The organism is Micromonospora sp. SD19 (genome assembly GCF_054462275.1).
In genome coordinates, this window is sequence record NZ_JBTLMN010000010.1 from 175,348 (window position 1) to 199,972 (window position 24,625).

General features: G+C 72.0%; 16 protein-coding genes. 12 read left to right on the forward strand and 4 right to left on the reverse strand.

Annotation, left to right across the window (positions count from 1 at the left end):
* Nucleotide 1: 1 nt before the first annotated feature.
* The 3 genes from ACX27O_RS27255 to ACX27O_RS27265 all read right to left on the reverse strand — a co-directional run bounded on the left by ACX27O_RS27255 (nt 2) and on the right by ACX27O_RS27265 (nt 2,896).
* Nucleotides 2-742, reverse strand: coding sequence for a ferredoxin reductase (locus tag ACX27O_RS27255; RefSeq protein WP_458940300.1), 741 nt, complete (start codon nt 740-742; stop codon nt 2-4).
* Entirely contained in the window at nt 712-1,308 is a 597-nt protein-coding gene (locus ACX27O_RS27260) for a sulfite oxidase-like oxidoreductase (protein ID WP_458940301.1), read from the reverse strand. The genes ACX27O_RS27255 and ACX27O_RS27260 overlap by 31 nt, the downstream gene beginning before the upstream one ends.
* A 283-nt stretch (nt 1,309-1,591) precedes the next feature.
* Nucleotides 1,592-2,896: a hypothetical protein gene (locus tag ACX27O_RS27265; protein WP_387217810.1), complete on the reverse strand. Its 1,305-nt coding sequence runs from the start codon at nt 2,894-2,896 to the stop codon at nt 1,592-1,594.
* Between the two features lie 742 nt (nt 2,897-3,638).
* Between ACX27O_RS27265 and ACX27O_RS27270 the strand changes: the two genes are divergently transcribed.
* The 7 genes from ACX27O_RS27270 to ACX27O_RS27300 all read left to right on the forward strand — a co-directional run bounded on the left by ACX27O_RS27270 (nt 3,639) and on the right by ACX27O_RS27300 (nt 17,709).
* Nucleotides 3,639-6,518 (forward strand): helix-turn-helix transcriptional regulator, encoded by a 2,880-nt coding sequence (locus ACX27O_RS27270; protein WP_458940302.1) that lies wholly within the window; start codon nt 3,639-3,641, stop codon nt 6,516-6,518.
* Between the two features lie 151 nt (nt 6,519-6,669).
* A complete protein-coding gene (locus ACX27O_RS27275; protein ID WP_210862638.1) occupies nt 6,670-7,695 on the forward strand; it encodes a hypothetical protein in 1,026 nt (341 codons plus the stop codon).
* 146 nt (nt 7,696-7,841) lie between these two features.
* Nucleotides 7,842-10,112, forward strand: a complete 2,271-nt coding sequence (locus tag ACX27O_RS27280; protein WP_458940303.1) for a TOMM precursor leader peptide-binding protein — start codon at nt 7,842-7,844, stop codon at nt 10,110-10,112.
* 81 nt (nt 10,113-10,193) lie between these two features.
* Complete coding sequence (locus tag ACX27O_RS27285; RefSeq protein WP_458940304.1) at nt 10,194-11,657, forward strand: SagB/ThcOx family dehydrogenase; 1,464 nt, start codon at nt 10,194-10,196, stop codon at nt 11,655-11,657.
* Nucleotides 11,654-12,463, forward strand: a complete 810-nt coding sequence (locus ACX27O_RS27290; protein WP_030328351.1) for an HlyD family efflux transporter periplasmic adaptor subunit — start codon at nt 11,654-11,656, stop codon at nt 12,461-12,463. Before ACX27O_RS27285 ends, ACX27O_RS27290 begins: the two co-directional genes overlap by 4 nt.
* Nucleotides 12,460-14,643: an NHLP family bacteriocin export ABC transporter peptidase/permease/ATPase subunit gene (locus ACX27O_RS27295; protein ID WP_210862668.1), complete on the forward strand. Its 2,184-nt coding sequence runs from the start codon at nt 12,460-12,462 to the stop codon at nt 14,641-14,643. Before ACX27O_RS27290 ends, ACX27O_RS27295 begins: the two co-directional genes overlap by 4 nt.
* A gap of 24 nt (nt 14,644-14,667) precedes the next feature.
* The gene (locus tag ACX27O_RS27300) at nt 14,668-17,709 is read left to right on the forward strand and encodes an ATP-binding cassette domain-containing protein (protein WP_458940305.1); all 3,042 of its coding nucleotides are present in this window, start codon (nt 14,668-14,670) and stop codon (nt 17,707-17,709) included.
* An 8-nt stretch (nt 17,710-17,717) separates the two neighbouring features.
* Here the strand turns inward: ACX27O_RS27300 and ACX27O_RS27305 are convergent, their stop codons facing one another.
* Entirely contained in the window at nt 17,718-18,497 is a 780-nt protein-coding gene (locus ACX27O_RS27305) for a MerR family transcriptional regulator (protein WP_210858251.1), read from the reverse strand.
* A 323-nt stretch (nt 18,498-18,820) separates the two neighbouring features.
* On the opposite strand from ACX27O_RS27305, the gene ACX27O_RS27310 reads away from it, so the two are divergent.
* From ACX27O_RS27310 to ACX27O_RS27330, 5 genes are all read left to right on the forward strand, one after another.
* Nucleotides 18,821-19,183: a hypothetical protein gene (locus tag ACX27O_RS27310; RefSeq protein WP_156057267.1), complete on the forward strand. Its 363-nt coding sequence runs from the start codon at nt 18,821-18,823 to the stop codon at nt 19,181-19,183.
* A gap of 147 nt (nt 19,184-19,330) precedes the next feature.
* Nucleotides 19,331-19,705, forward strand: a complete 375-nt coding sequence (locus ACX27O_RS27315) for a class IIb bacteriocin, lactobin A/cerein 7B family (RefSeq protein ID WP_030328340.1) — start codon at nt 19,331-19,333, stop codon at nt 19,703-19,705.
* Nucleotides 19,706-19,732: 27 nt separating this feature from the next.
* On the forward strand, nt 19,733-20,899 hold the full coding sequence (locus ACX27O_RS27320) for a YcaO-like family protein (protein ID WP_458940306.1): 1,167 nt from the start codon (nt 19,733-19,735) through the stop codon (nt 20,897-20,899).
* Entirely contained in the window at nt 20,892-22,289 is a 1,398-nt protein-coding gene (locus tag ACX27O_RS27325) for a TfuA-like protein (RefSeq protein ID WP_458940307.1), read from the forward strand. Before ACX27O_RS27320 ends, ACX27O_RS27325 begins: the two co-directional genes overlap by 8 nt.
* Nucleotides 22,290-22,299: 10 nt before the next feature.
* Nucleotides 22,300-24,426: a B12-binding domain-containing radical SAM protein gene (locus ACX27O_RS27330; RefSeq protein ID WP_210858255.1), complete on the forward strand. Its 2,127-nt coding sequence runs from the start codon at nt 22,300-22,302 to the stop codon at nt 24,424-24,426.
* Nucleotides 24,427-24,625 lie beyond the last annotated feature (199 nt).

Genomic DNA, 24,625 nt, shown 5'->3' on the forward strand with positions numbered 1-24,625 from the left:
ATCATCCTTTGGTGGGTCCGAAGCGTTCGGTGCGGATGGTCGCCGGGTTGTGGCCGATGGTGACGAGAAGGTCGGCCACGGTCTCGACGAATCCGGTGGGCCCGCAGACGAACGCGACGGCGTCGGCGTCGTGGGGCCACGCGACGCGGGCCAGGGTGTCCGCGTCCAGTCGTCGAGGTGGGGCCGGCCAGCCGGCGGGCGCCACCCGGGTGTAGACGTGGGTGACGGCGACAAGACCGCCTCCTGCGGCTTCTGCACTCGCGAGATCAGCCGTGAACAGCGCGTCCGACGGGGACCGGGTCGAGTAGAGCAGCCTGGTCGGAGCCGTCGCCGCCCGCACCATCGACATCAGCGGCGCCACGCCGGATCCGCCGCCGATCAACAACGCCGGGCGCGGATAGGTGGGTCGGCGCACGAACCAGCCGCCGAGCGGCCCACGGATCTCAAGCTGGTCACCCGGTTCCGCGACATCGACGAGGTACGGCGAGACCTCACCGTCGGCCACCGTCTGAACTGTCACCTCAAACCGGTCGGCCAGCGGGGCGGATGAGATCGAGTAGCTGCGCTGCGCCGTGTAACCGTCGGGAGCCGTCAACCGGACGTCGACGTGCTGGCCCGGCACGTGACCCACCCAGCCGTCGACGTCGAGGACCACCGTCCGCGCCGTCGCGGTCTCCGCCCTGGTGCCCGCGACGGTCGCCGGCCGCCAGGTCAGTCCGCCAGGTAGCGTTGCTCGCGCCACGGGTCACCGTAGTTGTGGTAGCCGGCCGTCTCCCAGAACCCAGGCTCATCGTCGTGACGTAGTTCCAGGGCGCGCAGCCACTTCGCGCTCTTCCAGAAGTACAGGTGCGGAACGAGGAGGCGGGCCGGACCGCCGTGCACCGCAGTCAGCGGCTCGCCGTCGAACTCGTACGCCACCCAGGCCTGGCCGTCGAGAAGGTCCTCAAGCGGAATGTTCGTGGTGTAGCCGCCGTAGGAGTGGGCGACGACGTACTCGGCCGAGGATTCGACATCGGCCAGCAACGTGTCCACCGAGACGCCCCGCCAGCGCGTGCCGAGCTTCGACCAGTGCGTGACGCAGTGGATGTCGACGGTTGTCTCGTCGGCAGGAAGGGCGGTGAACTCCGCCCATGACCACATGCTCCGCTCGCCAATCTCGGTGATGACGGCGAGCTCCCACGTGTCGAGCCCGATGCGGGGCGTGGGTCCCGCCGACAGCACCGGAAAGTCGTCAGTGCGGTACTGGCCGGGCGGAAGATCGGTGTCGTCGCGTCGGCGGCCACCGAAACCGCGTGAAATCACTGCCATGCGCCCCTCCCAGAGCAGCGGCCGCATGATCGCGACATCAGTAATTGGACCATCTCGTCCATGGTAAGCCGATGTGCTGGCTGGCGGCAAACGTTGCTCACCGTCGGCGAGTGCGCCCAGCAGCGATTGCCGTCCGACACGGCGGCGCAGGTGGTCCGACGGGCCTCGCCGCACTGGCGACTTGATGGACCAGACCGTCCATGTGCTCGCGGCCGGTCGGCAGAAGAAGTCAAGCGGCGGCGGGGGTGCGCGGAATGCTCGCACCAGGGACGACGCCGGCCGATCAGGATTCCTCTCTGCTGCCCAACTGGCGCTGCGCCCGCTCGGCGATCTCGCCGGAGGCCCTGCCCATCATCGACCTGGCCCGGCCGAAGGCCGCCACACCGAACCGGCTGGCGACGCCCACACCCTCCGCCCCGGTCTCCAGAACCTTCTCTCCCATCCCGGTTCCGGTGTCGAGGACCTTGTCGCGTACCTCGGTCCCCGTTTCGAGGACCTTGTCACGCACTTCCGCGGCGGCGTCCAGCCACCGCCTGGCATCCCACGACCGTCGGTCGCGTTCGAGGCCGAGCCGCCCGTGAAAGTCGACGACGGTGGTCGCCACGTGGTTGGTCGAGTGCACCACGGCACGGGATGTGCTCGGGTTCAGCAGCACCTTCGCGTTGGCGGTGCCGGCGGCAGCGTCCATCCGGGACAACAGGCGCGAGGTGCTGCGCGAGATGAGGTCGAGGCGGTTGCGGCGGGCGGCCCGGATGGCGACGCGATGCTCCTCCAGCTCTCCCGGGGACGTGTCCAGCACTCGGTCGAGTTCGAGCACGGCGACCGCGTCCTGGAGTTGGAAGCAGCGGGCCAAAACGGCGAGCCACTCCTGAACCTTGCTCTCGGCCTCCTTGGCCGTCTTGGCCAGGTCGCCAACCTTGGTCTGGGTCTCCAGCTTCTCGGCGATGGCGTCGAGCTGCCGCAACGCGTACACCTGGGTCCGGGCCAGCGGCACCGGCGTGGCCTGCACCTTCGACCAAGTGACCTCGGAGACCCGGCCCACCTGCTCGCGGATGGTCAGGGCTTCGTCGATGACGAACTCCACCCCGATCATGTCCGCCACCACGGCGTCGGTCTGCGCGCGCAGCACGGCGTCGACCTTCGCGTCGATCACGGCGAGATAGTCGGTGATCTCCTCCATGGTCTGTTGCATCGCGAGCTGCGCCATGAGTCCGGCGGCGCCGGTCAGGATCGCCGGGTTGGTCAGCATCGCGCTGGGGGTCCGAACCACTTCGAGCAGACCGGTGATCTTGCCGTGGTCGGTCAGTACGGCCCGGCTGACACCGCTCTCCGAGCCCGTCATGAGGTTGTACTTCTTCATCGCCTCGGCGGACTCCGCGGTCAACCGGACCCAGCGGCCGGAATGGTCGGCGATCTCGGCGCCGCCCTTGGCGATGGTGGATCCGGTACGGAGGGTGGAGCTGAGTCGCTGCAGCCCGAGGTCTTTCGACGGCAGTCGCTCCGCGGTGAGGAAACGATCGACAGCCGCCGGATGCCCGATGACCGCCAGGCCATCGCCGTCGCTGATCAGTTGGATGGCGTTGTCCACCGTCGGCTCCTTGAGGCGTGGCACGGATTGGCCTCACGCTACCGCCGGCGTCGTCGGCCTCACCATGGTCCGCTCGTCTCGATGATCTCGGGATCGGAGGATGTCGTACCGCCGCCCGTCCGGTGGCCAGTTCGTTCAGCGGCGGTGAAGGTGGCGCAGTGAAGAGGTGCGCGGTGCGTTTTTCGTGGGCGGGATCGCCTGCGACTTTCCCTCCGTTCGTGCCGCGTCTGCATGTTGCGGATCGCATGTTGAACGCCGACGACCGCCGGTCAATTCTGGGCGCGGCATTGCGGCCATTTGTCCGCAGTGGGAACCCGCGCCGATGGTTCACCAAGTGGGACGGGCGTCAGGGTGAAGGCGAAGGCAGGAATATGACCGCTTAGGGTGATTCACCATAGCCGGCCATGATCGTGGTGATATCAGATTAGACGTGGCCGTACGCGGGATTGACCAGGTGCCCGGGTGGTCACAGCGCAGTCCGGCAGCCGTCGCGGGTCGTTGACGGTCGTAGCCCGAGACCGGCAGGTCGCGGGCGATGTAGGGGTTTCCGGGATATTGTTCCGCGCTTCTGGCCACCGGTCCTTTTCTGCGGCTTGTGAGGTGATGTCGGAAAGAACCTGCACCGCGACGCCAACTGTTGGAATGGGAGTGGCTGGCATCGGTATGTTTCGACATTCGGCGGTGCTTCGGTATAGTGCGATCAATTCCCCTTGAGTGTGCCGGAAGGCGTCTGGTCTGCGTGATGACACCTGGGCTGGAAAGCGCATCATTGAGCCCGCGCTTCGTTGGGCGGCGACCACAGTTGGCGCGTATCGGGAGAGCCCAGGCGACTGTGCTGAGCCGACGGTGGCAAATGGTGTGCGAGGTGGTCGGAGAGCCGGGCATCGGCAAGACCCGGTTCGTCCACGAGGCTCTGCAGCGGTGCGGGCCCACCATCCCCTGGGCCGTCGGGACCTGTTCGCCGGACGAACGAGGAGTTCCGTTCCACGTGTTCCGACACGCCTTCACCGAGGGGCAGTCACTTCGCCACGAGGTGCGTGCCGGGCAGCCCACCGAGGAGACCTGGGCGGAGTCGGTCGCGGCGGTGCCAGCCGCGCCGGCGCGGGCGTCGGACGCCCGGCGGTTCCGGACGTACCAGCTGGCCCGCCGGCTGATCGGTCTGGCCGCCCGGGACGGTCTCGTGCTGGTCCTCGACGACCTGCACTGGGCGGATGCCTCCTCCACCGGTCTGATCGCCCACCTGCTGCGATACCCGGTGCCCGCCCCGCTGCTGCTCGTCCTGGTCTACCGACCGCGGCAGATGGCGACGCCGATGCCTTTCGGGCCACCGGTTCCCGCCGAGCACGCCGACGCGGAACCGACGTCACACGATCGGATCGAACTGCACCCGCTCAGCGTCGCCGAGGTCGGGCTCCTGCACCCCCACGTCGACCAGGTGGAGCTGCGCGCCCGGTACGACCTGAGCGGTGGCAACCCCGGTTACCTCGCGGTGCTGCCCAGCGGCCCCACCTCGACCAGCGCGGACCCGATCCGGGAAGCACAGGGCGCCCGGCTGGCCGACGCGGCGGTGGCCGTGCTGCGCCGCGAGTGGGTGGACCTGCCCCCCGTCGAGCTGACCTGCCTGCGGGCCGGGGCGATCGTCGACGCGCCCTTCACCACGGACCTGCTCGCCGAGGTCGCGCAGGTCCCGCCGCCAGTGGCGGTCGAGGCCAGCTGGCGGTTGGCCCGGCTGGACCTGATCCGCCGCGTACCCGGAACGGGACGGTTCGCCTTCCGACACCCGGTGCTGCGGATGGCGGTCGCTCAGGACACCGACCCGGCGTGGCAGGTGAAGGCGTGTGTGCGCGCGCTCACCGCGCTCGTCGAGCTGGGCGCGCCACCAACGGACCGGGCCCGCTACGCGGAACGCCTGCTCTCCCTGCCGAACGGTGGCTGGGTCGACCGCTGCGTCACCGTGCTCTGCCGGGCCGCGCAGGAGGTCCGGCGCGAGACGCCGGACCTGGCCATCCGCTGGCTGCGGCTGGCGCTGTGTGCGTTACGGCCGACGGCCGGGCTCACCCAACGTCGCCAGGACGTGTCGCTCGCGCTGGCCCAGATCACCGGGGAGGCGGGCGATCTGGCCGAGAGCAGGGCCCTGCTCCAGGAGATCGTGCCGCTGTTCCCCGTCGACGCGGACGGGCGGCGGGCGCGGGCGGTGGCTCTCTGGGCGCGGGTGGAACGTCTGCTCGGCAACTACGCGGAGGCGGCGGCCATCAGTCGGCGGGAACTGGCCGCCCTGCCAGCCGGTGCCGGACCCGCCGGCGGTTACCGACTCGCCACCGAGATCGGCGTCGCCGGCATCCTGGCCGGGCACCCCGTGACCGGGCTGCCCGACATGCTCAGTGGAGACCTCGGCGGTTCCGGAGCGGACCGGGCCAGCCTGCTGGCCGTCAGCAGTCTGGCCGCCGCCCACGACGGCGCGCTCGACGACGCCCGGGGCCTGCTCGATGCCGGTGCCCGGATCGTCGACGCGCTGCCGGACCGGGACATGCGCGATCACCCCGACTGCTTCACCGCGCTCGGTCTGAGCGAGCTGTACCTCGAACGGCAGGCCGATGCCGCACGACACCTCGACCGCGGGCTGACGCTCGTCCGCGCCTCGCACCGCGACGACGGGCTGTGCCAGCTGCTGCTCGGACGTAGCCAGGTGGCCTACCACGGCGGGCAGCTGACCACCGCCATCGCACTGGCCACCGAGGCTGGCATCGTTGCCCGGCGCATCGGCAGTCACCACCTGCTGAGCTTCGCCCTGGCGTTCGAGGCCGAGGCGACGGCGTGGCGGGGTGGGCTTCGGGACGACGACCGGGCGGTGGCGCTGGCCCGCAGCGCCGTCGGCATCGCCACCGACCTCAGCACCTGGTGTGGTCGTACCGCCGCGACGGCGTTGGCGACCGCGGCGCTGCTGTCGGGTGATCCGGCGACCTGTGCCGAGCTGGTGCTCTCGGCCGGCGGCGACAGCCGACTCAGCCGGCTCCAGACGTCCCTGCGGCCCCGGTGGTACGAACTGCTGTGCGCCGCCGCGCTCGCCGCCGGCGAGACGGCTGACGCCGAGCGGCAGGCGCGGCTGGCAATGACCGAGGCGGACCAGGTGGGTCTGCGTGGGCAGCGGGGCTTCGCCGAGTCGGCGTACGGCGAGGTGCTGCTCGCCCGCGGCGAGTTCCGGGCGGCGCTGCCGCACCTGCAGACCGCTGCCGACCTGTTCCGTACCGGCGGCATGGTGCTGCGGCGCAGCCTTGCGCTGGCCTCCCTGGCCCGGGCGGCGGAAGCCGCCGACCAGACCGGCCTGGCGGCGCGGGCCCGCCGCCGGGCGTTGGAACTGGCCGGGTGGTGCGCAACGGAACGGGTCGGCCTGCGACTGGCCCGTCCGGTCGGTCCGCGCGAGGTCGCCGCCCTGACCGACCGGGAGTGGCACATCGCCCGGCTGGCGGCGACCGGGGCCACCAGCCGACTGATCGGTCGGCAGCTGAACATCAGCCCCCGCACGGTGGAGGCGCACCTGACCCGCATCTACCGCAAGGCGGGCGTCGCCTCCCGATCGGCTCTGGTCGCCTGGGTCGCTCGGCTCGATGACACCGATCGGTGACCACGACCCGGGCCGGATGACGTCGTTTCGTGCAACGTCGACAGGCCGGGCAGCACGAGGCAGCGCCGCCGCCGTCGTAGCCCGACAGCCGCTCACATACTCGACTGCATCCGGTGCGATTCCCGTGCGCCGGTGGTGGATGGAGGACGAGATGCTGCGCAGAAGGTCCGTCAGGAACCCGCGTACCCTCGCCGCGCCGGTGCCGGCGATCCCGTTCGCCGCCGCCACGGTGGCGCTGCTGGTGCTGACCGGCTGTGGTGGCGAGCCGGTGGACGCGGCCACCCCGGCGCCCCACGGCTCGGCCGCGTTCGGTCGGGACCGGGCCGCACTGGTGCTCACCGCCTTCGACCAGGCAGACTCGGCCGCCTCGGTGGCCGGTGACGTCGAGGCGCTGCGGACCCAGGAGGTGTCGCCCTCGCTGGACCTCAGCATCGCCGCGGTGCGGCGGGCCGAGTACAACCAGCGTCCGCAACCGTCCTTTCAGCACATCAACCCGGCCTTCGCGGTGCCACCCGGCGAACCGTCCTGTTTCCTCGCCACCGCCACGCTGCGGCTGACCGGATCGGAGCTGGCTCCCACCGATGTCAGCCAGTTCGTGCGCGGTGCCGATGGTCAGTGGAAGCTCAGCCACAACGTTCAGGTCACCCAACCCTCGCTGGTGGTGGCCCGCAGCCTTGACGGCCGACCGGCCACCGCGGGCGGCGCCGCCCTGGACGAGACCAGTCGCCGGGCCCTCGCCGCCGAGGTGTTCGCCCGCAGCATCGGGTCCACGACGGGCAACCGTTCCCTCGTCGCGTCGAGTCCGCTGCTCGACGGCCAGTTCGCCGGCGGTTGGGAGGTGTACGGGCAGCAGCTCGCCGGTGTCGGCGGGGCGGTGCGACGGACGATGGACCGGGCCGAGTGGTCCGACTGCGCGGTCGCCGTGCCGACCGGCACGCTCACCTTTCTGACGATCCACGCCACCGACACGCTGCGTCCGGCGCCGGGCGGCCCGGCGACCGTCCGACTGGAGCCGCAGAGCCCGGACCTGATCGCCACCGGTCATCGCACGGCGGTCAGCGGAAAGTCGATCCGGGTCACCCGGGTGGAGACCTTCGCGCTGCTCGTGCCGGCGCAGACCGTCGGCACCTCGGTGCTGGGGCTCAACGACACCGCGTTGACAGTCACCGCCGGCTGACCCCGCCGCCCCGTAGCCACGGCACCGGCGACGGCAGAAACCGGTGGCATCGCTCGGATCGGGGCGCACCGGACCGCGACGATGGCAGCAGCCGTGATCAGAGCAGGCCCCGCTCGGTCCGGTCACCAGGCCCGGGAGGAACCCAGATGTGGCGTCCGCGCTTCCGAACGGACTACGTGCCGGTGCGGCTGCCCGACGGCCCGCTGGTGGTGCTGGGGGAGACCCGCAGCCTGCTCATCGACGACCCGGTCGCCGCGGACCTGGCGGACCAGCTCGACGGTGCCGCGCCGCTGGCCGACGTGGTGGCCCGGTTGGCCACCCGGCACCCGGTCGCCGCCGTCGCCGCGGCCCTCGCCCGGCTGCGCGACCACGGCCTGCTGGTGTCCGGTCCGGCGCACACCACGCCGGCCGAGGCCGCAGGCTGGGACGCCCGGGGTGTCCCGCCCGACGCCGCACGACGGTGGATGGCCGGGGGAGCGGTCACCATCGTGGACCTGGGCGCGCCCCGGGTGGCCGAGACCGCCGACGCCCTGCGCGCCCTCGGGCTCGCCCCGACGGTCGTCGGGCCGGACGCGCCGGACCCCGGCGCGGCCACCGACCAGGTGTTGGTGCTGCCGTCGTCGATGCTCGACCCGCGGCTGGCGCTGATCAACGACCGGCACCTCGCCGCCGGTCGCGCGTGGACCCTGGCCCGGCCACACGGCAACGTCGTCTTCCTCGGCCCGCACCTCGTGCCGGGCCGCACCGGCTGCTGGGCCTGCCTGCGGCAACGCTGGCAGGAGAACGAACAGGTGAACGCCTTCCTCGACGGGCAGGACCTGGCCGGTCCGCTGCCGCAGCCCGGCCGTGCGGTACTGCCCGGTCTGGCCACCATGGCGGCCGGGCTGCTCGCCGCCGAACTCGCGGTGCTCGCCGTCCGGGGCGCGTCGCCCCGCCTCACCGGCCGGATGGTCGCCCTGGACACCCGGGACCTGAGCACGGAGAGCCACCAACTGGTACGCCAGCCGCAGTGCCCCGCCTGCGGCGACCCGGACCTCGTCCGCAAGGCCGAGGCGCGGATCGACCTGCCACCGAGCGGCGCCCAGCCCAGCCGGACCGTCGACTCCCGCACCAGGCAACCCGCCGAGGCGTACGCCGCGCTCGTCCACCACGTCAGCCGGTACCTGGGCGTGGTCAGCCGGCTGACCCCGCTGGAGGCGACCGACAACGGCGTCACCCACACCTACTCGGCCGGGCACAACTTCGCCCAGCCCCGCCAGCTCGCCGCGTTGCGCCGCAACCTGCGCGGGCAGAGCGGCGGCAAGGGCCGGACCGACCTGCAGGCCCGGATGAGCGCGCTCGGGGAGGCGGTGGAGCGCTACTGCGGGGTGTGGCGCGGCGACCGGCCCGTACACCGGGCGACCTACCGGCAGCTCGGCCCGGACCGAGCGGTGCACCTGCGGGAGCTGCTGCTGTTCTCGGAACGCCAGTACGCCGACCGGGAGCGGCTCAACCGCGACCTGGGGCACCTGCACCGTGTTCCCCGCCCGCTGCCCGACGAGGTGGAGCTGGACTGGACCACGGGTTGGTCGCTGACCCGTCAGACACCGCGCGAGCTGCCCGCAGCGCACTGCTGGTACGGGCATCCGGAGCTGACCGGGCTGGGGGTGTGCTCGGCCGACTCGAACGGCTGCGCGGCCGGCGGCAACCTGTCCGACGCGATCCTGCAGGGCTTCTGCGAACTCGTGGAGCGAGACAGCGTGGCCCTGTGGTGGTACCACCGCTCCCGGATGCCCGGTGTGGACCTGACCTCGTTCGCCGACCCGTGGACGGCCGCCTGCGTCGACCATCACGCCACCGCCCTCGGCCGCGAACTGTGGGCCCTCGACCTGACCGCCGACCTGGGCGTACCCACGTTCGCGGCGGTGTCCCGTCGCGTCGACCGGGGGCCGGAGGACGTCCTGGTCGGCTTCGGCGCGCACCTGGACGCGCGGGTCGCGCTGACTCGGGCGCTGACCGAGGTGAACCAGTTCCTGCCCGCCGTCGCCGGCCCCGGGCGCAACCGGTACGGCGTCGACGACCCGGACACCGCGCGCTGGTTCGGCACCGTGCGGGTGGCCGAGCAGCAGTGGCTGGCCCCGGATCCCAGCCGGCCGCCGCGCACCGCGGCGGACCACCCGCCGCTGACCACCGGCGACGTCGGGGACGACGTGCGGTGGTGCGTACGCCGGGCCGAGCAGGCCGGCCTGGAGGTGATCGTCGTCGACCAGTCCCGACCGGACGTCGATCTGGCGGTGGTGAAAGTCGTCGTTCCGGGCCTGCGGCACTTCTGGCGTCGACTCGGTCCCGGCCGGCTGTGGGACGTGCCGGCCCACCTTGGCCGGAGCCCACTGGCCGTCGACGAGACGTCGGCCAATCCGCTGAACGTCTTCTTCTAGCCGGTGATCCCGGGCCCACCGGGACCGCGGGAAGGATGTGGGGATGACCACCGTCGTGGACCCGGTCGGTCGGCGACCGTCATGAGCGGCTCCGTCGTCGGTCCGCCGATACAGGAGTCGTACCGGCTGCGCCGTGACGCGGAGCTGCGGATCGGTGCGGACGGCGCGCTGACGCTGCGGCAGACCCGTTTCCAGCTCAGCCTGGAGCAACCGGGCATGGGCCGGCGGGCGCTGCTGCTGCGGCTCGCCGCCGACTGGGTCAACGACGTCGAGGTCGGCCGGCTGATCAGCGGCCTGGAGGGGGAGAACCGGGTGTTGCCCGCGCAGCTGCTGCTGCGCCGGTTGCTCGCCCACTCCTGGTTGGAGCGCCGCGTCCAGGTCGACGATCGGCCGCTGCTCGACCTGGTGCCCACCGGCCTGGGCCGGGGCAGTCTGCCGGAGACGCGCCCGCACACCCCGGGGGTCCGCTACCGGCTCTCCCGCTTCGCCACCCTCCAGCACGACCGGGACATGCTGGTGGCCGCGTCGGCGCTGAGCACCCTCGTCGTCGGCTGCGCCGACGCCGCCCTCGGCGCGGTGCTGGCCGCCGCCGCGCCGGGCGTCGGACCCGACGTGGTGGCCCGCACGCTCGGCGTGCCGCCGGATGTCGCCGGCCGGGTGCTCGACGAGTTGACCACCGCCCGGGTCCTGGTCACCGACGCCGAGTTCGAGGCGGAATGCGACGAGGCGCCGCTGGCCTACTGGTCGCCGGAGGAGCTGCGGCTGCACCACCGCTCCCGCGCCGGCCGGCACGCGCTGCCGGTGGGCGGCACCTACCGGATGCGGGAGCGCTTCACCCCGCAACCGCTGCGCCGCCCGTACGACGGGAGTCGGGCGGTCGAGCTGCCGCTGCCGGACCTGGCGACGATCGCCAAGGAAGAACCCTCGTTCAGTCAGGTCGTCGCGGACCGGCGCAGCGTGCGCGAACACGACGACGCGGCACCGCTGCCGCTGGAACGGCTGGCGGAGTTCCTGTACCGGTCGCAGCACACCACCGCCGTCGGCGAGGCCGGCGGGCAGGAGGTCGGCCACCGGCCCTACCCGGGTGGTGGCGGCGTCTACGAACTGGAGATCTATCCGCTGGTGGCGCGCTGCGCCGGGCTCGATCCCGGGCTCTACCACTACGACCCGGTGGGGCACCGGCTGGAGCCGGTCGCCGCCTGGGGGACGGCCGCCGACCGGCTGCTGGCGTACGCCCGGGCGTCCGGGGCCCTGCCCCGGCCGCCGCAGACGGTCCTGGTCGTCACCGCCCGCGTGCAGCGGCTCATGTGGAAGTACGAAGGGATGAGCTACGCCATGATTCTCAAGGACGCGGGTGTGCTGACCCAGCAGATGTATCTCGTCGCCACCGCCATGGGGCTGGCGCCGTGCGCCCTCGGCGCCGGGGACTCGCAGGCCTTCGCCGAGCTGTCCGGGCTCGACCCGCTGGTCGAGCCCAGCGTGGCCGACTTCCTGCTCGGCTCGCGTCGCGCCACCGGCCCGGCCGCCGGGGAGGGCCGGCCATGAAGTTCCGGCGGCAGGCGCTGCGCCAGCTGGAGGCGCCCGAGCAACTGGACCGGGCGGTCCGGCTGACCACGGTGCCGAACTGGCTGGCCACCACCGCTCTGGTCATCGTCGTGGTCGCCGCGGGTGTCTGGTCGGTACGCACTGTGGTGCCCCGGACCGTCGAGGCGGCCGGGGTGCTGATCCACTCGAACGGGATCTCCGCGCTCGACGCGCTCGACGCCGGCCAGGTGACCAAGGTGTGGGCGGCACCGCACCAGCGGGTGCCGAAGGGCACGCCTCTCTACAGCCTGCGCACGGCCGACGGCAAGGTACGGGTGGAGACGGCGCCGGGTGACGCGTACGTCGTCGCCTGGCTGGTCTCCGAAGGCGAGATCGTCACCCCCGGGACTCACCTGGCCGACCTGGAACGGCTCGACGCCGCCGGGGACGCGTTGCAGGCCGTCGTCTACGCCCCCGCCGTCGCCGCGCCGCTGCTGCAACCCGGCGTCTCCGTCGAGGTGGCCGCCGCGGCCGCGCCGCGCAACGTGTTCGGCACCCTGGCCGGCCAGGTCACCACTGTCGGTGCCTTCCCGGAGACCGAGGCCTCGCTGCGCGCCTTTCTGGGCACCGGGCCGGACGTCCGGCGACTGCTCGCCCGCGGCAGCGTGGTACGGGTGACGGTGGCCCTGGAACCGGACCCGGCCGCCCCGGGCGGCCTGCGCTGGACCAAGTCCCCACCGCCGTTCCAGCTCAACTCGGCCAGCGAGGTCACCGCCTGGTTCACAGTGGACCGGGAGCACCCGATCGACTGGTTGCTGCGGCGATGAGCGCGCCGACGACAGCCGCCAGCGGCACACCGCAGCTGCCCAGGATCCGGCGTCGCCGGGTCCGCACGCCCGCCCTGATCCAGATGGAGGCGGTGGAGTGCGGTGCCGCCGCGCTGGGAATCCTGCTCGCGCACCACGGTCGGCACGTGCCCCTGGAGGAGCTGCGCCGGGTGTGCGGGGTCAGCCGGGACGGCTCCACCGCGGCCACCGTGCTCAAGGGGGCCCGCCGGTACGGGATGGTGGCCAAGGGTTTCCAGATGGACCTGGCCGGCTTGGCCACCGTGGCGCTGCCGGCGGTGCTGTTCTGGCGGTTCGAGCACTTCGTGGTGCTGGAAGGGCTCGGCCGTAAGGTCCACATCAACGATCCGGCCACCGGCCCCCGCGCGGTGAGCTGGGAGGAGTTCGACGGCGCCTTCACCGGCATCGTGCTCACCATGGAGCCTGGCCCGCAGTTCCAGCCCGGCGGCACCCGCTACCGGCTGGTGCGGGCGCTGGCGCAGCGGTGGCGCGGCCCGGGTTCGGCGATCGCGCAGATGCTGCTGCTGGGCCTGCTGATCGCCGTGGTCGGTCTGACCATCCCGGTGATGGCCAAGGTCTTCGTCGACCGGGTGCTGCTGCAGGAGGATCGGGCCGCCTTCGCCGGCCTGGTGGCGGCGGTGGCGGTGGCCACCGTGCTGACCTTCCTGGCCAGCCTGCTGCAGCAACGCCTGACCGTACGCGCGGAGACGGCGCTCGCCCTCGCCAGCGCCGCCAGGTTCTTCCGACATCTGCTGCGGCTGCCGCCGACCTTCTTCGACCAGCGGCAGGCCGCCGACCTCAGCCAGCGGGTCCGCGGCAACGAGGTGGTCGCCGAGGTGCTCACCCGCCGGACGGCCACCACCGTGGTGGACACCGGCCTGGTGCTGGCGTACGGGGCTCTGCTCTGCCAGTACGACCTGCTGCTCGGACTGTGCGCGGTGGTCCTCGCCGGGCTGAACGTCAGCGTGCTGCGCTACGTCGCCTCGACCCGGTCCACCGCCGTCGTCGGCCTGCAGGCGGACCGCAGCAAGCTGGTCACCACCGTGTACACCACGGTTCAGATGATCGAGACGGTGAAGGCCGGCGGCGAGGAGGAACGGGCGGTGGCCCGGTTCGCCGCGCGCCATGCCACCGTCGCCACCCGTCAGCAACGGCTGGGGGTGCCCACCGCGGTGCTCTCGGTCCTGCCGGCGCTGCTCGCCTCGGCGACCACGGCGGTGCTGTTGGGGTTGGGCAGCCGGCAGGTGGTGGCCGAGTCGATGAGCGTCGGTGTGCTGGTCGGCATGCAGAGCCTGGCGGCGGCGATGAACCGCCCGCTGGGCAATCTGACCGCGCTGGGTTCCCGGTTGCAGGACATGAGCGCCGACCTCAACCGGCTGCGTGACGTGGAGCGCTACCCACTGCCCACGGTCCAGGACCGACCCGCCGGTCCGGTGGCCCCGATGGAGGGGCACCTGCGCATCGACGGGGTCACCTTCGGCTACAACCCGTTGGGCCGTCCACTGCTGGAGAACTTCAGCCTGGACCTGCCGCCGGGTGCGCGGGTGGCGCTCGTCGGGCGGTCGGGCAGCGGCAAGTCGACGGTCGGCAGGCTGGTCGCCGGGCTCTACCGGCCCTGGACCGGGCGGGTCACGGTGGACGGTCTGGAGCGGGCCGCCGCCGACGACGGTCTCTGGGCGGCCACCGTCGCCATGGTGGACCAGGACCAACGCCTGTTCGAGGGGACGGTGCGGGACAACGTCACCATGTGGGACCTCACTGTCGCCGACGACGACGTCGTCACCGCGCTGACCGACGCGTGCCTCTACGACGAGGTTGCGGCCCGCCCAGGTGGTCTCGGCAGCCCGGTGCGGGAGAACGCCCGCAACTTCTCGGGTGGGCAGCGGCAGCGGCTGGAGATCGCCCGAGCGCTCGTGCGCAACCCCCGGGTGCTGGTGCTGGACGAGGCCACCAGCGCGCTGGACGCCGAGACCGAACGCCGGATCGACCTGCACCTGCGTCGGCGCGGGGCCACCTGCCTGATCGTGGCCCACCGCCTGTCCACGGTCCGCGACTGCGACCTGATCGTCGTGCTGGACGGCGGCCGGGAAGTGGAGCGCGGCACCCACGAGCAGCTCGTCGCCCAGGACGGGGCGTACGCGCGCCTGGTCCGCGACCACTGACCACGACGATCCGAGGAGACGCTGATGAGTGGCGCGGTGGAGGATGCCCCGGCCGGTGGCCTGAGCGCTTTCTGCTCGGACGGCGTACGCCAGGTGTGTCGCCTGGACGGCCCGGCGGCGGGCTGGCTGGTCACCGGCGGTGAGGCCGACCTCTTCGCGGTACGCCGGGCCGGGATGAGCCCCTCGCGTCGGCACCACGTGGCCCGGCTGCCGGCGGGTGGCCTGGTGCCGACGTCCACCGCGATCGGTGCGTGGCAGTTGATCCTGGTGCCGTTGCCCGGAACGGAGCTGCGCGGGTTGTCCCGGCGTCACCTGTCGGTGCTGGAACGGCATGTTCGGCTCGGTCGGGTGGCGGACGAGGGGGCGTCGCTGCGGGCGCGGGTCGCCGCGACGGAGCTGGTGGCGGCGGTGGATCTGGTGCTGGTCGCCGTCGCTGACGCGCTGCGTCGCGGGCAGGCGCCCCGGCAGGCGTCCACCCTCCAGGGACGCGAGATCATTTCGTTGGCGCAGGGGAGTGCTGTCACCTCCACCGGCGGGGCGTGGTGGCTGCGCAGCGCCGGTGGGCAACTGCGACGCAACGACGGTGGTCCGGCGGAGATGTCGGGGGAGCGGGAGCTGCTGCTGGTCGCCGAGCGGGACTGGGTGGTGGCCGAGTCGGCGTGCGCGGTGGAGAGCCACGGCAGCTGGGACCTGCTGGTCAACGGTCAGCTCCGGTCGGCGGTGGACCAGCATGTGGCCCGGTTGCTGCGAATGGTGGAGATCCGGATCGAGGAGGCCGACGCGGCGGTGCTGGGTGCCGTGCATCGGCGTCGGGAGGCCGACGCCGCGGTGCTCGCCGCGGCGGCCCGCCGGTCGATCGGGGTGATCGGCGCCGGCGGTGCGGGCGGTGTGGTTCCGCTTCCCGACGGCGAGGCCGGCTTCGACCGGTACGGACGGGCGGCCTCGGTGCTCCGGGTGGTCACCGAGGGGATGGGCAGCCCGATCAACGAGCCGGCCGACCGCAGCCGTGCGCCGCTGGACGACCGGGCGGCGGTGCACGCGGTGACCCGCGCGTCCAGCCTGTTCCTGCGGGAGGTGCGGCTGCCGGAGCGGTGGTGGCGGCGGGACCTGGGGCCGCTGGTGGGGTGGCGGCCCGGCGACGACCCGCAGCGCGCGGTCGCGGTGCCGCTGGTGTTCCGCCGTGGCCGCTACCACCACGTCGACCCGGACACGAGGGCGTACGGCCCGGTCGACGCGACGGTGGCCGCCACGTTCGCCGCGGAGGCCACCGAGGTGCAGGCGCCGCTGCCGTCGACCGCTCGGATGCGCCACCTGCTTCGGGCCGGGCTGGTCGGTGCGTCCGGCGACGTACGGGGACTGGTGTTCGCCGCCACCTGCGTGGCGGTGCTGGGCCTGGGCGTGCCGCTGGCCACCGGCGAGGTGCTCGGTCAACTGGCCCGGCAGGGCGAGGTGACCGGCCTTGTCGGTTTCCTCGCGCTGATGCTCAGCGCCGCGGTGGTCGCGGGGCTGGTGGGTGTGGTGCAGAACCTGCGTCTGCTGCGGTTGGACGGCCGGATGCAGTCCGGGGCGCAGCTGGCGATCTGGGACCGGCTGATGCGGCTACCGGCCCGGTTCTTCGCCGGTCGCAGCAGCGGCGAGATCGCCAACTCGATGCTGGGGATCTCGTTCGTCGGTGAGGCGTTGAGCGCGTTGCTGCCGCAGCTCGTCACGGCGGCGGCGACAGTCGCGGTGACCCTCGGCATGCTCCTGGTGGTCGAGCCGGTGCTCGGGCTCTGGGCAGCGGGGATCGTCGCCGTCACCATGCTGACCTTCGGCGGGTTCGCCGTGTTGATCGTCCACCAGCAACGGTCCGCGCTGCCGGCCGAGCACCGGGCGGCGGCGATGACCAACCAACTGCTCGGCGGCATCGTCAAGATCAAACTGGCGGCCGCCGAAACCCGCGCCCACGCGCGCTGGTCGGAGGTGGCCGCGACGGCCCGGGCGGCGCTGCAACGGGTCCGGCAGAGTCAGGCGGGCCTGGTCGCCTTCGGCACCGTGCTGCCGGTCGCCGGTCAACTGGTCCTGTTCGCCGTGCTGATGGGGCCGCTCGCCGGCCGGGTCGCGCCGGCCGACTTCTTCATCCTCAACGTCGGCTTCGCGATGCTGCTGGGCGGGCTGCTGGTGCTGGTGTCGGCCGGGGTCGAGGTGATCGCGGCGGTGCCCCGGCTGGGCAGCCTGCGGGAGATCCTGCGCGCTGACCCCGAGGCGCGGCCGGACCGGGTGGACCCGGGCGAGTTGCGCGGCGAGATCGCGCTGCGCCGGCTCACCTTCGCCTACCAGCCGGACGAGCCGCCGGTGCTCGTCGACATCGACCTGCATATCCGCCCGGGCGAGTTCGTCGCCATCGTCGGGCCGAGTGGCTGCGGGAAGTCCACACTGCTGCGGTTACTGCTCGGTTTTGAACGCCAGCAGCAGGGCGCCGTGCTCTACGACGGGCAGGACCTCTCCGAACTCGACGTGCACGCGGTCCGCAGGCAGTGCGGGGTGGTCCTGCAGGACGGTCAGCTCTTCGCCGGTTCGGTACGCGACAACATCTGCGGCGCCGGCAGTTTTCCACTCGACCAGGTCTGGGAGGCGGCGCGGATGGCCGGCCTCGCCGACGACCTGGAGGCGCTGCCGATGGGGATGAGCACGATGGTGCCGTTCGGCGGCGGGACGCTCTCCGTCGGGCAACGTCAGCGGGTGCTGATCGCCCGCGCGCTGGCCCCGCTACCCCGGATCATCTTCCTCGACGAGGCGACGAGCGCCCTCGACAACCGCACCCAGGAGGTGGTCAGCCGCAGCACCGCGGCGCTGGCCGCGACCCGGGTGGTCATCGCCCACCGGTTGTCGACGGTCCGCGCGGCGGACACCATAGTGGTCCTCGAAGCGGGGCGGATCGTCCAGCGGGGCACCTTCGACGAGTTGATGGGCGACAGTGACGGGCTGTTCCACCGGTTGGCGCGGCGGCAACTGCTCACCGAACCGGAACGCTCCGACGCCGTGCCGGAGAGCCGACAGGCGGACGGTCAGCCCGCGACCGGCTGACGGTCCGGTCAGCCGTTGTCGATGACGGTGCTGTCCTCCAGGCACACGTCCGCGTCGAGGTGGTTCTCCAGCAGTTCGGCGATGTGTGCCTCCGACTGGTTCTCCACCGCCAGTCGGAACGCCTCGGTGAGCACGTTGACCACGCCCTGGGTGAGCAACAGGGTCTCCCGGTCGAGATCGGCCCAGGACGACCGGGCGTCGCTGCGTACCAGCTCCGGAGCGAGGGTCAGCAGCCGGGCGGTGACGGCGGCGACCAGCTCGTCGGCCACCGGTCGGAGGCTGTCCAGCACCTCGCTGAGGGTCTGCAGTGCCGGTACCGTGCCCACCCGTACCCGGTGCAGGTCCAGGGCGGCGCGCAGCGGACGCGGCCGGATGGTGCGGACGGTGCCGTCGGTGGTCCGGCCGATCACGCCGTGCCGGGTCAACGCGTGGGCCAACGCGGGACGGTCGGCGGTCAGCCGTTGCAGCATCGCGGTGAGCCCGTCGGGCGCGTCGTCACTGGCCCGGACCCCGAGCATCGCCTCGATGGACACCAGGTTGAAACCCTGTCGTTGCAGGGCCAGGATCGCGTCCAGCCGGCGGACGTGGGAGTCGTCGTAGAGCGCGGCCCGACCGCGGCGCACCGGCGGGGGCAGCAGCCGCCGGGCCTGGTGGGCTCGGATGTTGCGCGGCGACATCCCCACCTTGCGGGCCAGCTCCTCCACGCTGTACCCGACCGGAGCGCCGGACGTCGTCGTCACCTCGTCGATGGTCACGGTGGCCTCCGGCAGCACTCGGTGACGGAACACGGCAACCCCGTCGAACCGCTGTCACGCTGGGCGGTCCGCCGCTCGCAGCGTAAGTGCGGGCACCGGGCGGGTGAAAGGCGAGGAATTACTACTTGTCCACAGTGGTGACAATCATTAGGATCACCATCCGCCGCAACTCGCTGATTCCCAATTACCCGGCTTTCGCCGCAGCGCGACCTTTTCGCGGCCACATTCGGTGAAATTCCCGCTCGCTGAGCCGACCGGATCCACCGGTGACCCACGATGAAGCGAAACCGGCGGCCCGGACCCTCCCGCGCTGCCTGTCGCCGCCATCGGCGGCCGACCATCGAAGGGAGCAGGGTGTGACACCTGTCGATCGAGCGGTCTTCGTGGCCGCGTACAGCCGGCTGGTCGCCGACGTCTGGGCCGACCCGGCCAAGGAGCAGGCGCTCGACCGCGACCCGCGCGGCTTCCTCGCCGGCTACGGGCTCCAACTGTCCGAGGACGTGCAGGTCCGGGTCGTCCGGGACATCACCGACGCCGATCCGGACCTGGAGGTGCAGGTCGAGTCCTGGCAACAGGCCGGCAGCACCGGCACGTTCGTGCTCTTCGTGCCGTCGCTGCTGCCGGTGGCTCAGGCGGAATTGGCCGAGGACGAACTGGACAGCGTCGTCGCCGGCCTGGACCCCAGTTGCGCCTGCTGCTGCCCGTGCTGCTGCACCTGACACCGAAGTCTGCCGCCCATTCTCCGCCACGGCAGATTCTGATGGCAGACAGCCGAGAAACATTGATTGTCGAAGCTCGATCTTCGTAGCGTTCTCGCCACGACGATCACACCCCGTCTTGCAGCCACCCGAGGAAAGGACCGAACGATGAGCAACGACGAACAGGAATATGGCGCGAGGTTCGTGACCAAATACTCGGAACTGGTCACCGCAGTGTGGCGCAGCGACGAGGAACTGCAGCGCCTGCTCGCCGACCCGACCGGCTACGCGACCGCGGCCGGCCTGCCGGTCACCCCCGGCGCCCGGGTCGAGGTCGACCGCGCCCAGCCCGCCACGCTCTACACCAAGGACCAGATCGTCGCCGACTGGGCCGGCACGCCCGGCCTGCACATCCTGCACGTGCCCGAGGTGCCGCTGGTCGACCTCAACGAGCTCACCGAGGCCGAGCTGGAGACGGTCGCCGGCGGCGTGGCCCCCATCGCCGACAACAACGTCAACATCATCGCCGTCCTCATCCTCTGAGTTCCCCACCCCCCGCCGGGAGCCTCGATGACTGACACGACCGAGACCATCGCCTTCCGATCCGGCACCTACCGGACGGCCACCGTGGAGCAGACCTGGGAGCGGGTCGGACACCTGCTCGACCGGTTCCGGATCACCCGGGTCGCCGACATCACCCGGCTCGACGAGATCGGCCTACCGGTGCACGTCGCCTACCGGCCGGTGGGAGCCACCATGGCGGTGAGCGTCGGCACCGGCGCCACGGCGATGCAGGCCCGGGTCAGCGCGGTCATGGAGAGCATCGAGTCCTGGCATGCCGAGAACCTCCGGCCGGGGACCGTCGTCCGGTCCCCGGCCGAGGCGCTCGACCTGCCCTACGACGTCCGGTGGCTGCACCTGGCGGAACGGTCACCAGTGACCCCCGCCGTCGAACTCGACTGGGTGGCCGGCCGTGGGCTGGTGACCGGGGCGCACTGCCTGGTGCCGCGCGCCACCATCGAACTGGACTTCACCATCCGGCGTGGCTGGGACCGCGCCCTGTTCACCCCCAGCAGCAACGGGCTGGCCACCGGGAACACCTTCGCCGAGGCCAGCCTGCACGCCCTGCTGGAGGTCGTCGAACGCGACTGCATCGCCCCGTACTGCACCGCGCCGCTGGACGAGCGCACCTACGCCGACCCGGGCACCGCCACCAACGCGATGACCCGCACGGTGCACGACGCGCTGGTACGCGCCGGTTGCTGGGTGGAGGTCTGCGACATCACCAACGCCGTCGACGTGCCCTGCTACGCGGCCTCGATCTGGTCGGAGGACCTGCCGGTCACCTTCGGCGGCTTCGGCTGCCACGTGGACCCGGAGATCGCCGTCGGTCGAGCCATGGCGGAGGCGGCACAGTCGCGCCTCGTCATGGTCTCCGGAGCCCGCGACGACATCGACGCCACCGCGTACCACGATGTCGGCGCGCCGCCGGTGCCGCCGCCCACCGTCGACCGGCCAGTCCGGCCGGTCCGCCGGAATCCACCACCGGCCGGGGACGTGACCCAGGTGCTGCGCGAGCTGGCGTCCCGGGTGCAGCGGGTCACCGGCGTCGAGCCGTTCAGCGTCGACCTGACCCACGACGACATCGGCATCGCGGTGAGCAAGGTGTTCGCCCCCGGCCTACGGATGTTCGACGAGCGGGCGCTGAGTACCCGACCGGGGGTGCCCCGTGACTGACGTCGTCTTCATCGGCCCGAGCCTGCCCGCCGACGAGGTCGGTCGGCTGCTGCCCGACGCGGTGGTGCTGCCCCCCGTCGCGCACGGCGACCTGCTCCGCCTGGACGTCGCCCCGGGCGACCGGGTCCTCGTCATCGACGGGTTCTTCCTGCAACACCCGCCGGTCCGCCACCGGGAGATCCTCGACCTGCTCGACCGTGGCGTGACAGTGGCCGGCGCGGCCAGCATGGGCGCACTGCGCGCCGCCGAGCTGTGGCCGTTCGGCATGCGTGGCGTGGGCGAGGTCTTCCAGCTCTACCGCGACAGGGTCGTCACGGGCGACGACGAGGTGGCCGTGGTGCACGGCCCCGCCGAGGACGGCCACCGCGCCCTGAGCGTTCCGCTGGTGAACATCCGGGTCGCGCTGCGCCGCGCCGTCGCGGCCGGCGTGCTCAGCGACACCGAGGCGGTGCTGCTGCTGAACATCGGCCGGGACCTGCCCTTCCGTCGACGGTCGTACCGGGCGCTGGAGCGCAGCGCGCCACCCGAGGCGAAAGACGTGGTGGACCGGTTCCTCACATGGCACCGGCAGGACCCCAGCGACGCCAAGGGCGCCGACGCGCGGCTGCTGCTGTCGATGGCGGCGGACAACGCCCCCGAGCTGTGCCCGGCGCACCCCGGCGACCAACCGATCGACAACCTGAACACCCGCTTTCTCGACAGCTGGCGCTCCCGGTTCGCCGGCGAATCGGTCGGCGGTCACTGGACCAGCGACCGGGAGGCCGCCGCGGTACTGATGCTGCTGCATCCCGAGTCGCCGACCTGGCACCGGCGGGGAGTGCTGGCCGGGCTGGCCGAGGTCGACATCACCGACCCGGCGGTCGAGGAACGCGCCAGCGAGGTGGCCCGCCGACGCGGGCTGACCGGTGCCCCGGCGAGCGGGTGGGACTGGTTGACCGACCGGGAACGGGATCTCGACGACCGCGAGGCGGTGCTGCGGGTGCTGGTGCGCGCGTTCGGCACCACGCCGTACCGCAGCCTGGCGCTGTGGATGGTCGCGGCGCCGCTGCGTACCCCCGCGTTGCTCACCGCGGCGCGGCAGGTCGCGGCAACCGCGGCGTCGCTGAACGAGACGCTCGTCCCGCGGACCACGGGGCGTCGCCGCCCGGGTGGTCGGCTGCACTTCCGCACCGAGATCGTCGACGCGTGTTTCGCCCGGCTGTGGGGCTGTGCCGTCGACGAGATGGAAGCGGCGGCGTGGGACCGGGGCTTCGTCGACCTCGCGGCGTTCCGGTACGCCGCCGAACCGTTGGTCGCGTACGTCAAGGCGTTCGGTTCCCCGCGACTGCCCACCGTGGGCACGCGGGCGCAGGAGGGCACCCTGGCCGGTCCAGCGGCCCGGGTCGGCTGAGGAGGCGTCGATGAGCGGCACGGTGAAGGCGGCACTGATCTACCCCCCGCTGACCGATCCCACCTCGGGATACCACTCCCTGAACTACCTCGACTCGTACGCCCGGGCGCAGGGGCACCGGCCGGCGGAGATCATCGACGCCAACATCGAGGCGTTCCACCACTCGTACACCCCGTCGGCGTACGACTGGCTGCGGCGGGAGCTGTCCCGGCTCTCGATCGACGACCTCAGCGGCCCGGACGCGCTGATGGCCCGGGCCAACCAGCTCGGCCTGCCCGACCCGGATCCGGAGCGGCTGCGTCGGTCGATCGGCGTGCTGCAGGATCCGACCCTGTTCTACGACTACCGGCACTACCAGGACGCCGTCGAGGGCGTGATCTCCTGGATGGACGCGCTCGGCACAGTCGGGTTTCCCGGACAGTTCCACGCCGGCTTCCGGCTCCACCCACCGCCGATGATCTCGATCGGTTCGGTGGCCGCGCTGACCGACGAGGCGCTGCTCGCGCGGCTCAACCGGCCCTTCCTGCCGTACTACGAGGACGTGCTGATCCCACGGCTGGCGGCGGGCGGGCACCAGGTGATCGGCATCAGCGCCACCTACCAGTGGCAGCTGCCGTTCGCGCTGTGGATCGCCCGACTCGTCCGGCAGGCCTGCCCGGACGTCTTCCTCATCGCGGGTGGCACGGAGATCTCCGACGTCTGGAAGTGCGCCAGCAAACCCGAGTACGTCTTCCAGGTGCTCGCCGACTTCGACGCGATAGTGGTCGGCGAGGGGGAGAGCGCGTACACGGAGATCCTGGACGCGGTGGCGGCCGGCACCCTGCCGGCCGGGCACCCCAACGTCCGGCTGCACCCCAAGTACGGCCGCCAGCGTCAACTGCCGCTGCGCTACGAGCGCCTGGCGCAGGTGCCCGTACCGGACTTCTCCGGCCTGCCCTGGGACCTCTACCTCAGCCCGGAGAAGTTCGTCTACTACTCGCCGACCCGGGGCTGCTACTGGAACAAGTGCACGTTCTGCGACTACGGGCTGAACACCGACGGTCCCACCAGCCCCTGGCGGCAGGACACGGTGGGCACCATGATCGCGGACGTCACCGAGCTGTCGAAGTTCGCCAAGTTCATCTACTTCTCCGTCGACGTGCTCGCCCCGGCGACCATCCTGCGCTTCGCCGAGCAGGTCGTCGAGCGAGGGCTGGACTTCCGCTGGGGTGCCGAGATCCGGCTGGAGAAGTACTGGTCCGACGAGCGCTGCGAACTGCTGCGGCGTAGCGGCTGCGTGGCCATCTCGGTCGGCTTCGAATCCGGCAACCAACGCATCCTCGACCTGATCGACAAGGGCACGAAACCCGAACAGGTACGCCGCACCATGACCGCGATGACAAAGGCCAACATCGGTGTGCAGATGATGGGCTTCACGGGTTTCCCCACCGAGACCCGCGAGGAGGCGCTGGACAGCGTCACCTTCCTGCGCGACAACCCGGACCTGTGGACCCTCGGCGGGCTCGGCGACTTCATGCTCACGCCGGGCGCCATCGTCGCCAAGGAACCCGAACGGTTCGGCATCACCAACGTGCGGCCGGTGGAAGGCTCCGACATCGTCCGGATGCTCAAGTACGACGAGCCGGTGACCGAGGCGGCGCAGGCCGAGGTCGCCCAGGCCAAAGCGGGCCTGAACCCGGGGCACTACCACCGTCCGTGGCTGGGCAGCACCGACACCCCGCACACGTTCTTCTACCACGACCGGTACGGCACCGCGGTACGCGGCGTTCTCGCCAACGACCGGGTCCGGCACGACACCGACGACCAGACCGAGTTCCTCGCCAACGGCTCCTTCGTGGAGCGCGACGATGAGCAGGTCTGGGAGGCGTACCGGCGAATCCGCTCCGACGAGCAGGACGGCACCCCGGGCGACCTCCCGGCGGACCGGCACCTGTTCCGCCGGGTCGACGGTCAGGTGTTCGCACTCAACCGCAGCAGCCGGCTGTTCCTGGACCTCTTCAGCGCGCCGCTCACCCTCGCCGAGGCGCAGCGTCGGCTCTGGGTCGTCGAACCGACCGTCGCGGACCGGGTCTGGCGGACCTTCATCGGGCAGCGGCTGATCCGCCGGCACCGGCTCCCCGCCGAGCCGGCGCGGTGAGCCGACCTCCCGGCGCCGAGGAGGGCAGACTTGCCCGAGCCGGGCGAGCCCGTCACCACGAGCATCCCGTTCTGCCTGGTCCGTAGCCAGCCGACGATCGCCAGCAGGGGATCGCGTCGGCCGGCGAAGTGCCAGCCGACGTCGGCGGGCAGGTCGATTCCCCGGTACTTGAGGACGAAGTGCTGGGCGGCGCGGCTCG